Origin of the sequence: Cronobacter muytjensii ATCC 51329 (assembly GCF_001277195.1) — a bacterium.
GTDB classification, from domain to species: Bacteria; Pseudomonadota; Gammaproteobacteria; order Enterobacterales; family Enterobacteriaceae; genus Cronobacter; species Cronobacter muytjensii.
This window is the reverse complement of sequence record NZ_CP012268.1, coordinates 1961041-1975751: the sequence shown is the minus strand read 5'-3', so window position 1 is coordinate 1975751 and position 14711 is coordinate 1961041. Positions and strand designations below refer to the sequence as shown.

The following is a 14711-nucleotide window of genomic DNA, read 5'->3' as shown; positions in this document are numbered from 1 at the left end:
CTTTTAAGTGTTGACGACTGAAAGGAGGATGTATGTCACTGTCTATCGACAAAAAACAGCAGCCGGGCGGGGCCTATGAATATACGGCCACCTGCCGGGAGGAAAATTACCACTTTGTCATTACCGGCAAAGGTGATACGGCCACCGAAGCGGACAATAATCTGCTGAACAATCTGAAAGAGATGCAGCAGCGGCTGGATGAAGTCGCCCAGACCGGCAAACTTTCCGCTTAAACCTTCCGCAATCCCACGCCTGCCGGGGTGCCCGGCAGGTAAAAATTCTGTACCATTACATAACAAACTGAAAACAATAATTTTTGTCCTTTAAGGAAGCTCTATGGCAATCACCCGACGTGATTTTCTTAATGGCGTCGCCATCACCGTGGCCGCCGGAATGACGCCGTGGCACATCTTGCGCGCCTCGCCGCAAACCGCAGCGCAGTCGCTTTATTACCCGCCAACCCTGACGGGGCTGCGAGGCAACCATCCGGGCTCGTTCGAGCAGGCGCATGCGCTGGGACGTGAAGGCAAGCGGTTCGACCCGGCAAGCGTGCCGGTGGAAGAGCAGTACGATCTGGTGATTGTCGGCGCGGGCATTAGCGGGCTCGCCGCCGCCTGTTTCTGGCAGGAACTGCGCGGCAAACAGCAGCGTATTTTGTTGCTCGACAACCATGACGACTTTGGCGGTCATGCCAAACGTAACGAATTTCACATCGACGGGAAAACCGTGCTCGGCTACGGCGGCAGCGAATCTTTCCAGTCGCCCGCGAATAACTTCAGCGAAATCGCGATGGGTCTGCTGAAGACGCTTAATGTCAGCATCGAGCGGATGGCGAAAAGCTTCGACCAGACGTTCTACCCGGATCTCAACTTAAGCCGCGGCGTCTACTTCGACAAAACCAATTTCGGCGTCGATAAAATCGTAAGCGGCGATCCGGGCCGCGCCGTGGCGGACGATATTCCTCCCGATCGCATGAACGCCCGCGACATTCGTGCGTTTATCAACGATTTCCCGCTGCCGCAGGCGGACCGCGATGCGCTGATCGCCCTGCATACTGAGAAAAAAGATTATCTCGCCGGGATGCGCGTTGAAGATAAAGTCGCCTGGCTCGACTCACACAGCTACCGCCAGTTCCTGAGCGAAAAAGTCGGCCTGAGCGACAGCGCCATCCGTTATTTCCAGCAGCGCACCAATGATTTCCAGGCGATCGGCATCGATGGCACATCGGCGAGCGACGCTCGCATCTGCGCGCTGCCGGGTCTGGACGGCATGGATTTACCGCCGCTGGACGCCGAATCGCTGGCAGACCTCGAAGAGCCGTATATCTATCACTTCCCGGACGGCAACGCCGGGCTGGCGCGCCTGATGGTGCGTCATCTCATTCCGGCGGTAGCGCCGGGCGACAGCATGGACGATATCGTGATGGCGACCTTCGACTACAGCCAGCTCGATAAACCGGAACATCCGGTGCGGCTGCGCCTGAACAGCACCGGCGTGCATGCCGCGAACGTGGCAGGCGGTGTGGAAGTCACCTACCTGCGCGACGGCAAGCTGCATAAGGTGAAAGCGGGGCAGACCGTCATGGCGGGCTACAACATGATGATCCCGTATCTGGTGCCGGAAATCCCGCACGACCAGCAGGAGGCGCTGAAGCAAAACGTGAAAGCGCCGCTGGTCTACAGCAAAGTGGTGATTCGCAACTGGCAGCCGTTTGTGAAACTCGGCGTGCATGAAATTTATTCCCCCGCCGCGCCGTACAGCCGCGTCAAGCTTGACTACCCGGTGAATATGGGCGGTTACCCGCATCCGCGTGATCCCAATGCGCCCATCGGGCTGCATATGGTCTATGTGCCGACGTTCCCGGGCAGCGAGCTGAGCGCCCGCGAACAGTTCCGTAAGGGACGCGCGTTTCTGCTTGGCACGCCGTTCGAGGTGCATGAGAAGATGATCCGCGAGCAGTTGCAGGGGATGTTCGGCGAGGCCGGGTTTGACCACGAGCGCGATATCGCGGCGATCACGGTCAACCGCTGGTCACACGGCTACTCCTATTTCTTCAGCGGCCTGTTCGATGACGAAGAGGGATCGCAGAAAATCATCGAAAAAGCGCGTCAGCCGGTAGGGCGCATCACCATCGCCAACTCTGACGCCGACTGGAGCCCATATGCCAACTCGGCTATCGACCAGGGCTACCGCGCGGTGAAAGAGCTGCACGAGATGGCGAAGGAGAGCGCATGAAACGATTAACGCTTCTGGCGCTGGGGCTGTTGGCGGCGCACGCGGGCGCGAAGGAGATGTCGCGCGGCGAATATGTGGCGCGCGCGGGCGACTGCATGGCCTGTCACACGTCCCCCGACGGCGCGCCGCTGGCGGGCGGGCTGAAATTCGGCACGCCGCTTGGCGATATTTACTCTACCAATATCACGCCTGATAAGACGCATGGCATCGGTGGCTACAGCTATGACGACTTCGCCCGCGCCATGCGCGAAGGGGTGGCCAAAGACGGCCATCATCTCTACCCGGCGATGCCATACCCGTCCTACGCCAAAATGAGCGATGACGATCTGCGCGCGCTTTACGATTACCTGATGAACGAGGTGAAGCCGCAGGCGACCGCGAATCGCGAGAGCGATATTCCCTGGCCGCTCTCAATGCGCTGGCCGCTTGGCATCTGGAACCGCCTGTTCGTCGAGGATAAACCCTTTACGCCGCGAGCGGACAAAAGCGCTGCCTGGAACCGCGGCGCGTACCTGGTGCAGGGGCCGGGCCACTGCGGCGCATGCCATACGCCGCGCGGTGTGGGGATGCAGGAGAAAGCCTTCGACGAGCGCGACGAGCAGTTCCTCGCGGGCGAAGCCCTCAACGGCTGGTACGCGCCGTCGCTGCGCGGCCTGGCAATGTCGCAGGACGAACTCGCGGCGCTCCTGCGCGACGGGCGCAGCAAACACGCGGCGCTCAGCGGGCCGATGGATGAAGTCGTCACCAACAGCACGCAATACCTGAGCGATGACGATAATCGCGCGATAGCCGGTTATCTGTTAAGCCTGCCGGGCAGCGCGCCGGTGAAAAATGCTGTGCCGGAGGCGGCGAAATCCGAAATGGAGAACGGGCATCAGCTTTACGCCCGCTACTGCGCCACCTGTCACGGCAGCAACGGCGAGGGTGCGGATTACGCCGTGCCGGCGCTGAGTGGCAACCTGACCGTCAATGCTGACAACACCCTGACGCTGCTGCGCGTAGTGCTTGAGGGCGGCAAAACCGCCGTCACTCAGGGCCATCTGCCGTACAGTATGCCCGGCTACGGCTGGGCGCTCAGCGACCAGGACGCGGCGGATGTCACCAACTATATTCGCGGCAGCTTCGGCAACGACGCCGCGCCGGTGACGCCGGATGATGTCAAAGAGGCCCGCGAGTGGCAGCATAACGAGTAACGCACACGACGCCGCCTTTACGGCGGCGCTTTTTTCTGGTTTCCGCCCACCCGTTTTTCTGAAACTTTCCGCTACGCGCCGTTCAGTTTTTTCCCATTGATACTCATCAAGCTTTCCCACCCAGGGGCTTTGCAGAATACGCCCTTTTGATGAGGGAGCATGATGAAACCAGTAACCAAAAAGGATGAACCTGGCGAGGGCGGGCTGTCGCGGCGCGACTTTCTGCTCGCCACGTCGGCGCTTGCGGCCGCGCCGCTGTTTAGCGCCGCAGGCACGGCGCATGCGATGCCAGCCCGCGACACGACGCCTGCCGAAACCCTGGTACCGACCTGCAGCACCTTCGACTGCGGCGGCAAGTGCGATATTCGCGCCCACGTGCAGGACGGCGTGGTCACACGTATTTCCACCTGCCCGGATAACGAGGTTGACCCGGACATGCCGCTGATGCGCGCCTGCGTTCGCGGGCGCGGCTACCGACAGTTCGTTTATCACCCCGATCGGCTGAAATACCCGATGAAGCGCGTCGGCAAGCGTGGCGAAGGCAAATTCGCGCGTATCAGCTGGGACGAGGCGACGACGCTGATTGCCGACAATTTGCAGCGTATTACCGAAAAATATGGCCCGGCGTCGCGCTTTATGCACACCGACACGGCGGTGTCCGGCGGCGCGTTTTCCGGCGATAAAATGGCGCGCCGGCTGCTTAACCTGACCGGCGGTTATCTGGAGTCTTACCACTCCGTCAGCATGGGCAACACCGCGGCGGCCACGCCGTATACCTACGGCACCGCCGCCAGCGGCAGTTCGCTTGATACGCTCACAGAGACGAAGCTTGTGATCCTCTGGGGTCATAACCCCAACGAAACCATCTTCGGCCATACCAATCACTACTTTCAGCAGATGAAGCGCAACGGCACGCGGTTTATTGTGGTCGATCCGCGTTACTCCGACACTGTGGCGTCGCTTGCCGACCAGTGGGTGCCGCTGCTGCCCACCACCGATAACGCGCTGATGGACGCGATGATGTATGTCATCGTCAGTGAAAATCTGCATGACAGCGCCTTTATTGCGCGCTACGCCATAGGCTTTGATGAAAGCACGATGCCGGAAGGCGTACCGGCGGGCGAATCGCTGACGGCGTATCTCTTCGGTAACAAAGACGGCGTGGCGAAAACGCCGGAGTGGGCGGAGCGCATCACTCGTGTTCCCGCACACACCATCCGCCAGCTGGCGCGCGACTACGCCACCACGAAACCGGCGGCGCTGATCCAGGGCTGGGGCCCACAGCGGCATATCTGCGGCGAGCGCACCGCGCGCGGTTCCACGCTGCTCGCCACCATCACCGGCAACGTCGGCGTGAAAGGCGGCTGGGCGGCGGGCTACGGCGGCATTGGCAACCGGCTCTTCTGCGCCGATCCGTACAACGTGCCAAACCCGGTCACGGCGAAAATCTCCATCATGAACTGGGTACAGGCCTGCGACGACGCGCAACAGGTAACGCCGGAATGCGGCCTGAAAGGCGCCGAAGCGCTCAGCAGCACGATTAAATTTATCTTCAACCTTGCCGGCAACTATCTGGCGAATCAGAACCCCGATATCAACCAGACCGTGAAAGTGCTGGAGGATGAAAGCAAGGTGGAGTTTATCGTGGTGAGCGATCTCTTCCTGACGCCGAGCGCCCGCTATGCCGATCTGCTGCTGCCGGAAACCAGCTTTATGGAGCGCTGGAATATTGGCGAAACCTGGGGTACCGGCAACTATCTGCTGCTGTCGCAAAAGCTGGTGGAGCCGCAGTTTGAGCGGCGCTCGGACTACGACTGGCTACGTGACGTCGCGCGCAAGCTCGGCATTGAGGCGCGTTTTAGCGAAGGGCGCAGTGAAAAACAGTGGGTAGAACATATCTGGGAGAAAACGCGCGAGGCGCTGGCGGACCGCGAGCTGCCGGATTTCGCCGGGCTGTGTCAAAACCCGCACGTGTACCTTAAAGCGCCGCCTTACGTGGCGTTTGAGGCGAATATTCGCGACCCGGAAAATCATCCGTTCCCGACGCCCTCCGGCAAAATTGAGATCTTCTCGAAACGGCTCTGGGAGATGAATCATCCGGAGATCCCGGCGCTCTCCCATTATGTCCCCGCGCAGGAGGGGCCGCAGGACGCATTACGCGCTAAATACCCGCTGCAACTCATCACCTGGAAAGGGAAAAAGCGCGCCAACTCCACGCAGTACGCCAACCCGTGGCTTCAGGAGGTGCAGCGCCAGCAGCTCTGGATCAACCCGCAAGACGCGCAGGCGCGCAACATCCGGCAAGGCGACATGGTGCGGGTTTATAACGATCGCGGCGTGGTGCAAATCCCGGCGGAAGTAACGCCGCGCATCATTCCCGGCGTGGTGGCGATGCAGGCAGGCGCCTGGTGGCAGCCTGACGCGCAGGGCGTCGATAACGGCGGCTGCCCGAACGTGCTTACCAGCGCGCGCATTACCCCGCTTGCCAAAGGCAATGCCCATCAAACCCTGCTGGTCGAGGTTACCAAACATGAGTCAGTTTAAGGAATATCCCCCGGTCAGCGAGGAGCAACTGGGCTTTTTTATCGACTCGTCGCGCTGTTCAGGCTGCAAAGCCTGTCAGGTGGCGTGCAAAGACAAAAATAATCTGGAGGTCGGACGCCGCTACCGCCGCGTCTACGAGGTGCACGGCGGCGGCTTCACGCCGACGGGCGAGGGCGGGCTTATCCATAACGTCTTCACGTATACCTTGTCTGTCTCCTGCAACCACTGCGCGGACCCCATCTGCACCCGCAACTGCCCGACCACCGCGATGCATAAGCGCCCCGGCGACGGCATCGTGCGGGTCAACACCGATAAATGCGTCGGCTGCGGCTATTGCGCCTGGTCATGCCCTTACGGCGCGCCGCAGCGCAATACCCAGACCGGGCAGATGTCGAAATGCGATTTCTGCGTCGACCGGCTCGCGCAGGGCCAGGTGCCGGTGTGCGTCGCCACCTGTCCGCTCGGCGCTATTCAGTTCGGGCCCATCTCCCGGCTTCGCGCGCGTTACGGCACCTTAAGCGAGGTGAAAGGGCTGCCGCCCTCATCCCTCACAACGCCAAATCTGGTCATAAAACCGCATCAGGGCGCGCAGCAAGAGGAACAACACGATGCATGAGTTTCCGTTAGTGCTTTTCACGCTACTGATGCAGGGCGCCGTGGGCGTGATGCTGATGCTCTGTCTCACCGCCGGGCTGATGCCGCGCGCAGGCCACATGACGCTTGTCACGCTGCCCGCGCTGCTTGGCGTGGGGGTCGCGGCCGGGCTCGGACTGCTGGCCTCGACGCTGCATCTTGGCTATCCGCTGAACGCCTTTAACGCGCTGCGCCACCTCTCCAGCTCCTGGCTTAGCCGGGAAATAGCGCTCGCGGGCGTGTTTATGGCGCTGCTTGGCATCAGCGTGCTGCTCCTGATGATGAAACGCCGCGCGCCGTGGCCGCTGCTGTGGCTTGTCACGCTGGCGGGGCTTGCCGATATTGCCGCGATGGCGTCGATTTACTGCCACGCGTCGGTGGTCACCTGGCAGCACGTCAACACCTGGGCGATGTTTTTGGGCTCGGTGGTGGTGACGGGGGCTTCGATCACGTTGCTGCGCCTCGCGCTCCGTCCGCTGTTTAATGCGCAGACCGCGCAGGCGCTCAGCCGACGCCTTTCGCTGCTGGCGCTGACGGCGGTACTGATTCGGCTGCTGGTGCAGCCAGCGTACGATCACTTCCTGGCGCATGCCGTGGTGCCGGTGACGTTTCCGCTGCAGTCGCTGGCGGCGTTTGACGCCAGCGCCGGGCTGCGGCTGGCGGGCTGGTGCTGCTCGGTGGGGGGCGCGCTGCTGCTGATGGTCAACCTGACGCGCCCGCACGGCGCGCGCAGCGGCCAGACGACCAACTGCCTGCTTCTCCTGTTGGGCGAGCTGCTGCTGCGCCTGGCGTTTTTTTGCATCAACGTCTGATGAAGCTCATTGATACCTTCGCGCCCGCCCCACCCGGAGTGGGCGCACGCTGCGCCAGAAAACGGCTGCGCCGCAGCCGCTGTGAGCATTGCGTCGCGCGCTGTCCGACCGGCGCGCTGGCGTGGCGCGACGGCGATATCCATCTGCTGGCCGAGCGTTGCACGGGCTGCGGCATCTGCCTGTTTGTCTGTCCGGCGGACGCGCTGGAAAACCTTGCGCCGTTGCGGCGTCACTACCGCGACGGGGTTTTACTCGGCCCGTTTACGCTGCCGGTGGCCGTCGGGGAGCTGTTACTGTGGCATACGCATTACGGCATTCGTGCGGTCGCAGTGGATCTCACGTTGTTTCCGCACTGGCTGCAACCGCTTGCCGAACTCAACCTGCGGCTGCGCGAGCGCGGCGAGCCGGGCTGGAGATGTTTGCCAGCCACGCAGATGCCAGGCGAGACGACGCGCCGTTGGCTGCGCGGCGAGGGTGGACGCGTGCCGCATGACGTCGCGACGCGGTGGGCCGCAGGTGCGCTATGCTCAAAGTATGGCGTTGCGCTGGCGTCATCGCGCTGCCTGTTATGCGGGGCCTGTGGAAAAGTCTGCGTTGCGGGCGCCATCACCTTTAGCGATGAGGCGGTCACGCTCGACCCGGCGCGCTGCACCGGCTGCGGCGATTGCGCGGCAGTCTGTCCGACAGATGCCGTAAGTATTGCGGCTGGCGACACCGGGCCGGTTAGCCGTCAGGCGATTTATCACGCGCGCTGTGAGCGCTGCGGCGAGCCCTGGCGCGCCTGGCGGCAAGACGAAACGAGCTGTCCGCTCTGTCGGCATCACCGCTTTGGCATGCGCGGCGGCTGACGCTGTGACCTGCTGAATCCACACAGGAAAACCGCGCTGTCATTATTCTGTCACGCATGCGCCTTATAACAGTGCCACGACAAATCCGGACTCAAAAATAATGAAAATCAAACCCCTTGCGCTGCTTTTCACCGCCGTGTTCCCGCTCAGCTCCCTGGCCGCCGCGCCGCAGGTGGAACGCTTTGTGGTCACGTTTCCGCAGGAAGATCACGTGGTCTATTCCGGCAACTACGCCAGCGCGTTTCCTGACGGTCTGCCGGTCGGCGTGGGCTCCGGCCTGCTGTTTTTGCGTAAAGAGGGCGATGACCTGATTTTCGCGACCGTCACCGATCGCGGCCCGAACGCCGACTCGCCGAAAATGGGCAAGCAGGAGTCGAAAATTTTCGCAAGCCCCGAGTATACGCCGCTGATGATGACCATCCGCGTCAGCAAAGATAACGCGCAGGCAAGCGACCCGATGCCGCTGCATGACGAGCAGGGCAATATCAGCGGCCTGCCGCTGCCCGCCGGGCTTATCGGCGCCACCAATGAACTGGCGCTGAACGATGCGTTGCAAACGCTGGCTGGAGATAAGCGCGGGCTTGATACCGAGGGCATCACGCCGGACGGCAAAGGCGGTTACTGGCTCTGCGACGAATATGGCCCGTTTATCATTAACGTCGACGCCAGCGGCGCGATTATCGCCAAACATGGCCCGCAGGCGGGCAAGGGTGAAGAGGGCGTGGCGGGCGGTCTGCCGAATATCCTGAAATGGCGTCAGCCTAATCGCGGTTTCGAAGGGCTGACCCGTATGCCGGACGGTCGCATTATCGCGGCGGTGCAGAGCACGCTGGATATCGACGGCAAAACCAAAAACACTGCGCGATTCACGCGTCTGGTGAGTTTCGACCCGGCGACCGGCAAAACCGCGATGTATGGCTATCCGATTGACATCGACGTCTATAAAAAAGCCAAAGATGCCAAAATCGGCGATATCGTGGCCCTGGATGACCACCGCATTCTGCTCATTGAACAGGGCGGCGATAAAAACAAAACCATGCGCAACCGCGTTTATGTGGTGGATTTGAGCAACGCTACCGATCTGAGCGCCCTGGATAACACCCAGCCGCCGGAATTCGACGATGCCGATAAACTCAACGCGCGCGGCGTGAAACTTGCCAGTAAAACCCTGGCGGTGGACTTGCGCGAGGCGGGCTGGCAGCAGGAGAAAGCCGAAGGGCTGGCGCTTATCGATTCGCAAACCATTGCTGTCATTAATGACAACGACTTCGGGCTGCAATCGGAACTGCTGGAGCCGCAGGGCGATAAAAAAGAGATGGACGATTATAACGTGGACGGCCAGGGCCATCTGACGCTCGATGGCCAGCCGGTCGCGAGCAAAATCGGCGTGAAGCCGCTGGAAAAACCCGCCTCGCAAAATGAGCTGTGGGTTATCAAACTCGACAAGCCTTTGTAAGCGTAATAAAAAAAGGCAGGCCACTGGCCTGCCTTTACGCTTTCCCGTCAGGCTTTTCTCGACTTAGTTCAGCCTGAACACCGCCACGGCCTGATTCAGCAGCTGCGACTGCTCTTTCAGAGAGTGAGCGGCAGCGGAGGCTTCTTCCACCAGCGCGGCGTTCTGCTGGGTGACGGAATCCATCTGCGCCACGGCCTGGTTAATCTGCTCAATCCCACGGCTCTGCTCGCCAGTGGAAAGCGCAATTTCCGACATCAGCTCAGAAACCTGCTTAATCGAGCCGATAATGCGCTTCATGCTCTCGCCTGCGCGCGCGACGCGATCGCTGCCCAGCACCACCTGCTCGCCGGACTGCTCGATAAGCTCTTTGATCTCCTTCGCGGCGACAGAAGAACGCTGCGCGAGGTTACGCACTTCGCTTGCCACCACGGCAAAACCACGACCCTGCTCACCGGCGCGCGCGGCTTCCACCGCCGCGTTCAGCGCCAGGATATTAGTCTGGAAGGCAATATCTTCAATAATGCCGATAATATTATCGATTTTGCTGGAGCTGGACTCTATCTCCTGCATTGATACCACCACTTCCTCAACGATAGCGTTGCCTTCCTGCGCGGCGCTACGCATATTACCCGCCAGCTTATTAGCCTCGGCGGTATTTTCGGAGGTGTGCTTCACGGTCGAGGTCAGTTGCTCCATGCTGGCGGCGGTTTCGCCAAGCGAGGCAGCCTGTTCTTCGGTACGTGCCGAGAGATCGACGTTACCGGCGGCAATCTCTTCGGCGGCGTGCGCCACGCTCTGGCTGGAGTCGCGCACCTGGGCGATGATATTCACCAGCGACAGACGCATCTGCTCCAGCGAGCCGAGCATATCGCCAATTTCATCCTTCGAGCCGGAAAGCACCGGCGTGTGCAGTTCGCCTTCAGCCATCTGCTGGCAGTGAAGACGAGCGGCATCCAGCGGTGCCAGCACGCGCCGTTTGAGCAGAATAAACATTGCGCCAATCAGCAGCGTAAAGAGCAGGGCGAACACCGCGATGGTCACGATGCTGTTCACGAAGCGGTCCTGCGCGTCCTGGTTAAGGCGCTGGGCATATTTCTCGCGGAACGCCAGCAGTTGATCGAGCGTGATTTCAAACTGGCGATCCAGCTGCGGGATAGTGGTGCTGACCAGCTGATTAAAACGCGCGGTATCGTTGCGGCTCGCCGCATCCATCAACGGACGCAGGCCCTCATCGACATAGGCCTGCCAGGCCTGACGGTACGGCGCGGCCAGCGCTTCTTCACCTTCGACCGCCGGGGCCGCTTTGTAATTATTAAACGCGGCGGCGGCTTTTTGCATCACCTCGTTCGCGCTCTGAAGCGACGCCTGTGTTTTCTGGGTATCGCCGATAGAGGCGTTAATCATCGCCTCCATCAGACGCACGCGCAGCGTACGGCTGTGGTTAATCGGATCAATCACCGACAGCACCACGCGAATTTCTTTATTCACGTTATCCAGCGACTGGTTGCTGCGGGTAAGCGACCAGAGGTTAGAGACGGTACTGACGAGAAAGATAAAAAGTAACAGACTGAATACGAGAAATGAAAAACGCCTTACTGACATGTTGTTCCCTTGCGTGAAGTTGCGACACAACGACCCGGCATCTTTGAAAATGAAGATTGCCACCAGACGGTTATCGGTCTGGCGCGAAATAAATTTAGGTTAAATGCCTTTCACTCACTAAAACAAGGGGTTATGAATATTGTCCGCGTCATAAGACAGGCGTATAAGCCGCCAGGCTATGCTTAACGCTGGTTTAGCGAACAGGCGCGCAGGCGCATAAGGAGCGATATTGAAAACGCTACAAGGACCTTCTCTTTTCCTCTCGCAATTTATCAGCGACCGACCGCCGTTTAATCAGCTCGATACAATGGCGGCCTGGGCGGCGGGGCTTGGCTATAAAGCGGTGCAGTTGCCGACCCATCTGCCGCACATTTTCGACCTCGCTAAAGCCGCTGAAAGCCTCGACTACTGCGCAGAGGTGCGCGAAACGCTCGGTAACGTCGGGCTGCAAATCAGCGAGCTGTCAACGCACTTTCAGGGCCAGCTCGTAGCCGTACATCCGGCGTATGACAAGGCTTTTGCCGGTTTTGCGCCCGAGACGGTGCGTCACGATCCGAAGGCACGCCAGCAGTGGGCGGTCAGCACGCTCAAGCTGGCGGCGCGGGCCTCGCAAAATCTCAGTCTCACAGCGCACGCCACGTTTTCCGGCTCGCTCGCCTAGCCTTTTTTCTACCCGTGGCCGCCGCACAATCCTGTGCTGGTGGAAGAGGCCTTTAACGAACTGGCGCGCCGCTGGCTGCCGATTCTGCAAAGCTTTGACGAGGCGGGCGTGGATCTCTGTTTTGAGCTTCACCCCGGCGAAGATCTGCATGATGGCGCGACCTTCGGGCGTTTTCTCGCGCTTACCGGCGACCATCCGCGCTGCCACATACTTTACGATCCGAGCCACATGCTGCTTCAGCACATGGATTATCTTGGCTTTATCGATCGCTGGCACCCGCGCATCCGCGCGTTTCATGTTAAAGACGCCGAGTTCAACCGCTCGGCAAACAGCGGCGTCTATGGCGGCTATCAGCCGTGGATTGACCGCCCCGGCCGCTTTCGCTCGCCCGGCGACGGGCAAATCGACTTTACGGCCATTTTCAGCAAGCTCGCGCAGTACGACTACCCCGGCTGGGCGACGCTTGAGTGGGAATGCTGCCTGAAAGAAGGGGAAACCGGCGCGCGGGAAGGGGCTAAGTTTATCGCCGAACATATCATCAAAGTCTCGGAGCAAAACTTTGAAAACTATGCGGGCGGGCAGCACGAGCGGGAGGCGGTACGCGGGATGCTGGGGCTTGATCCGGCACCGTAAAAGAGCCGGGCGGCTGCCCGGCTCTGATGTTTGTGAGCGCGTTTATCAGTCAAACACGTTATTGATGACGGCGGTCACCAGCGCGGTACTGAGCGCAATCAGCACCAGGTTATCGCCGACCATTTTCCATTCGTAGCCCGGATAGTACGGCAGTTCATTGAGCATACTGGCCGGTACGGATTTTTTGGCGATGCCCGGCGGCAGCGGTTTGCCGCGCGCCAGGTTTTTGGCGATGCCAGGCGGCAGCGAGTCATAACCCGTCAGGCCATAATTCACCGCCAGGCTGCGCGCGCGGCTGAAGCTGATATCGGCGTCGACATTATCGGGTTTGCCATAGTTTTTACGTCCCGACGCGTTGGCGTTTTTCTTCTCTTTGTTGTCGGCACTTTTGCCGTTATTGCCGTGGCCATTGCCATGATTTCCGCTGTTGCCGTTGCCGTTGCCGTTGCCGTTGCCGTTGCCGTTGCTGTTGCCGTTGCCGTTGCCGGGGTTGGCGAGCGCAGGCGTGGCGCACAGGGTAAAAGCCGCAAGCAGGAGCGCCATTGCGCCCAGGCGTTTCGTTTTCATAACGTTTCCTCAGTCAGGTGGAGCAGCGCTATTTCAGCATAGCGGCAACAAAAAACGATTGCGCTTTTTCCTGGATTTCATACTTCTGAAGGCATCTCGCAAAATCGCAACGCCGGTTTGCTGGCACCCTCGAAAATCGGCATTGTGACTGTATAAACAACCAGTTTTCCTGTGTTGTTCATCTTACGGTCAACCGGGCGCACACGGGTGGCGCAGGGAAGCGGGCGGTTTAAGCAAAGCCGCTCAAGTGAACCCACTGAAGCCATGCAACTGAATTAAACAAGGAGAACAGAATGTCGGAGGCCATGCTGAAAACCGCACCGCTGTCGACCCGCCCGATGTTAAGCCGCGATGAGGCCGCCGCTTACACGCGGGAACATTACTTCGCACGGGGCGGCTGGCTGCATACGCCTGACGGGCCGTGGCACCCGGCGCGCATCACCCCGCCGCCTGAAGGGCGCGTGTTGCAGGTCGATGCGCGAAAAGGGCCGTACCGCACGGTGCAGCAGGCCGTGAACGCCGCCGTCGCGTCAGGGCCGCGCAACGCGCGGGTGTGGATAGCCATCGCGCCGGGCGTCTATCGCGGCGTGGCGTATCTGCCAGCGGATTTTCCTCCCGTCACGATTTACGGCACCGGCGAGACGCCGGAACAGGTGCGCCTTGAACTCACGCTGGATGCGCGTTTTACGCCGCAGCACTATCAGGCGGCGGTGAATGCGCAGGGCGAGTTTCAACCCGGCGACCCGGCGTGGGAGGTGTATCAGCATATTGCCGAATCAGGCGCGGCGGAAATCGGCACCGGCGCGTCTGCCGTCGTGCGGGCGCTGTGTGACGATGTTCAACTGGCGAACCTGAGCATCGTTAATACGCTGCTCGACAGCGTGGACGGCGCGGCGCATCAGGCTGTTGCGCTACGTACTGACGGCGACAGGGTGCAGCTTGCACGTCTGCGCCTTATCAGCCGTCAGGATACGCTCTGGCTTAGCAGCCGCAGCGCGCCGCAGGGCGAGGCGTCGCACATCAGTCGCGTCCACGTGACGGACTGTTATCTTGAAGGCGATGTCGATTACGTCTTTGGTTCGGCGAGCGCGGTTTTCGAGCGCGTTCACTTCCACACCGTCTCATCACGCGGCGCGGGCGAAGCTTTCGTACTGGCTCCCTCTACGCCATATAACGTGCCGTATGGGTTTCTGGCGCAGCAGTGCTGGTTTACAAGCGACAGGGGGTTTGGCAAGACGCTATACGCGAAGCTTGGCCGGGCATGGGATCACGGCGCGCGCGAGACCGGGTATCAGCCAGGACGCACCGCCAATGGTCAGGCGCTGATACGGGATTCCGTTACAGATGCAGGTTTTGATTCGGCCGCGCCATGGGGTGCGGCGGCGACAACCGGGCGGCCCTTTGCGCCCAGCCGAAGCGGGGCGCGTAACGACCCACGCGGTAATCGCCTGGTGGAATACCAGAACCGGCAGGAGAGCAGGGAAGAACCGCGATAAAAACGCCGGCGCGGGTGCGCCGGCAGGGTTA

Annotated in this window: 11 protein-coding genes and 1 pseudogene; 10 read left to right on the top strand and 2 right to left on the bottom strand. The window is 60.6% G+C overall.

All coding sequences use genetic code 11. The features are described 5' to 3' along the window. Positions 1 to 32 precede the first annotated feature (32 nt). The 8 genes from AFK63_RS09165 (at position 33) to AFK63_RS09130 (ending at position 9721) form a co-directional block, all read left to right on the top strand. Positions 33 to 233, top strand: coding sequence for a hypothetical protein (locus tag AFK63_RS09165; protein ID WP_038863081.1), 201 nt, complete (start codon positions 33 to 35; stop codon positions 231 to 233). A gap of 103 nt (positions 234 to 336) precedes the next feature. Then, positions 337 to 2235: an NAD(P)-binding protein gene (locus AFK63_RS09160; RefSeq protein WP_038863079.1), complete on the top strand. Its 1899-nt coding sequence runs from the start codon at positions 337 to 339 to the stop codon at positions 2233 to 2235. Then, a complete protein-coding gene (locus AFK63_RS09155; RefSeq protein ID WP_038863077.1) occupies positions 2232 to 3428 on the top strand; it encodes a cytochrome c in 1197 nt (398 codons plus the stop codon). Before AFK63_RS09160 ends, AFK63_RS09155 begins: the two co-directional genes overlap by 4 nt. 162 nt (positions 3429 to 3590) lie before the next feature. Further along, positions 3591 to 5972, top strand: a complete 2382-nt coding sequence (locus tag AFK63_RS09150) for a DMSO/selenate family reductase complex A subunit (protein ID WP_038863246.1) — start codon at positions 3591 to 3593, stop codon at positions 5970 to 5972. After that, complete coding sequence (locus AFK63_RS09145) at positions 5959 to 6588, top strand: DMSO/selenate family reductase complex B subunit (RefSeq protein ID WP_038863074.1); 630 nt, start codon at positions 5959 to 5961, stop codon at positions 6586 to 6588. Before AFK63_RS09150 ends, AFK63_RS09145 begins: the two co-directional genes overlap by 14 nt. Continuing rightward, on the top strand, positions 6581 to 7417 hold the full coding sequence (locus tag AFK63_RS09140; protein ID WP_038863072.1) for a dimethyl sulfoxide reductase anchor subunit family protein: 837 nt from the start codon (positions 6581 to 6583) through the stop codon (positions 7415 to 7417). Before AFK63_RS09145 ends, AFK63_RS09140 begins: the two co-directional genes overlap by 8 nt. Continuing rightward, the gene (locus AFK63_RS09135) at positions 7417 to 8265 is read left to right on the top strand and encodes a 4Fe-4S binding protein (protein WP_038863071.1); all 849 of its coding nucleotides are present in this window, start codon (positions 7417 to 7419) and stop codon (positions 8263 to 8265) included. Before AFK63_RS09140 ends, AFK63_RS09135 begins: the two co-directional genes overlap by 1 nt. A 100-nt stretch (positions 8266 to 8365) precedes the next feature. After that, positions 8366 to 9721: an esterase-like activity of phytase family protein gene (locus AFK63_RS09130; RefSeq protein ID WP_038863070.1), complete on the top strand. Its 1356-nt coding sequence runs from the start codon at positions 8366 to 8368 to the stop codon at positions 9719 to 9721. Between the two features lie 63 nt (positions 9722 to 9784). Here AFK63_RS09130 and AFK63_RS09125 read toward each other — a convergent pair whose 3' ends face one another. Then, the gene (locus AFK63_RS09125; protein WP_038863068.1) at positions 9785 to 11323 is read right to left on the bottom strand and encodes a methyl-accepting chemotaxis protein; all 1539 of its coding nucleotides are present in this window, start codon (positions 11321 to 11323) and stop codon (positions 9785 to 9787) included. Between the two features lie 229 nt (positions 11324 to 11552). Between AFK63_RS09125 and AFK63_RS09120 the strand changes: the two are divergent. Further along, positions 11553 to 12617, top strand: a pseudogene (locus AFK63_RS09120) (sugar phosphate isomerase/epimerase family protein). Between the two features lie 45 nt (positions 12618 to 12662). On the opposite strand, the gene AFK63_RS09115 reads toward AFK63_RS09120, so the two are convergent. Next, on the bottom strand, positions 12663 to 13184 hold the full coding sequence (locus AFK63_RS09115) for an anti-virulence regulator CigR family protein (protein ID WP_038863066.1): 522 nt from the start codon (positions 13182 to 13184) through the stop codon (positions 12663 to 12665). A gap of 293 nt (positions 13185 to 13477) precedes the next feature. Here AFK63_RS09115 and AFK63_RS09110 point away from each other — a divergent pair, with 293 nt between their 5' ends. After that, the gene (locus AFK63_RS09110; RefSeq protein ID WP_081642071.1) at positions 13478 to 14680 is read left to right on the top strand and encodes a putative acyl-CoA thioester hydrolase; all 1203 of its coding nucleotides are present in this window, start codon (positions 13478 to 13480) and stop codon (positions 14678 to 14680) included. Positions 14681 to 14711 lie beyond the last annotated feature (31 nt).

What these genes read in the sequence shown, in the direction of transcription:
- AFK63_RS09155 (WP_038863077.1), top strand. Translation starts at nt 2,232, where the DNA reads ATGAAACGATTAACGCTTCTGGCGCTGGGGCTGTTGGCGGCGCACGCG.
- AFK63_RS09165 (WP_038863081.1), top strand. Translation starts at nt 33, where the DNA reads ATGTCACTGTCTATCGACAAAAAACAGCAGCCGGGCGGGGCCTATGAA.
- AFK63_RS09125 (WP_038863068.1), bottom strand. Translation starts at nt 11,323, where the DNA reads ATGTCAGTAAGGCGTTTTTCATTTCTCGTATTCAGTCTGTTACTTTTT.
- AFK63_RS09130 (WP_038863070.1), top strand. Translation starts at nt 8,366, where the DNA reads ATGAAAATCAAACCCCTTGCGCTGCTTTTCACCGCCGTGTTCCCGCTC.
- AFK63_RS09110 (WP_081642071.1), top strand. Translation starts at nt 13,478, where the DNA reads ATGTCGGAGGCCATGCTGAAAACCGCACCGCTGTCGACCCGCCCGATG.
- AFK63_RS09140 (WP_038863072.1), top strand. Translation starts at nt 6,581, where the DNA reads ATGCATGAGTTTCCGTTAGTGCTTTTCACGCTACTGATGCAGGGCGCC.
- AFK63_RS09150 (WP_038863246.1), top strand. Translation starts at nt 3,591, where the DNA reads ATGAAACCAGTAACCAAAAAGGATGAACCTGGCGAGGGCGGGCTGTCG.
- AFK63_RS09135 (WP_038863071.1), top strand. Translation starts at nt 7,417, where the DNA reads ATGAAGCTCATTGATACCTTCGCGCCCGCCCCACCCGGAGTGGGCGCA.
- AFK63_RS09160 (WP_038863079.1), top strand. Translation starts at nt 337, where the DNA reads ATGGCAATCACCCGACGTGATTTTCTTAATGGCGTCGCCATCACCGTG.
- AFK63_RS09115 (WP_038863066.1), bottom strand. Translation starts at nt 13,184, where the DNA reads ATGAAAACGAAACGCCTGGGCGCAATGGCGCTCCTGCTTGCGGCTTTT.
- AFK63_RS09145 (WP_038863074.1), top strand. Translation starts at nt 5,959, where the DNA reads ATGAGTCAGTTTAAGGAATATCCCCCGGTCAGCGAGGAGCAACTGGGC.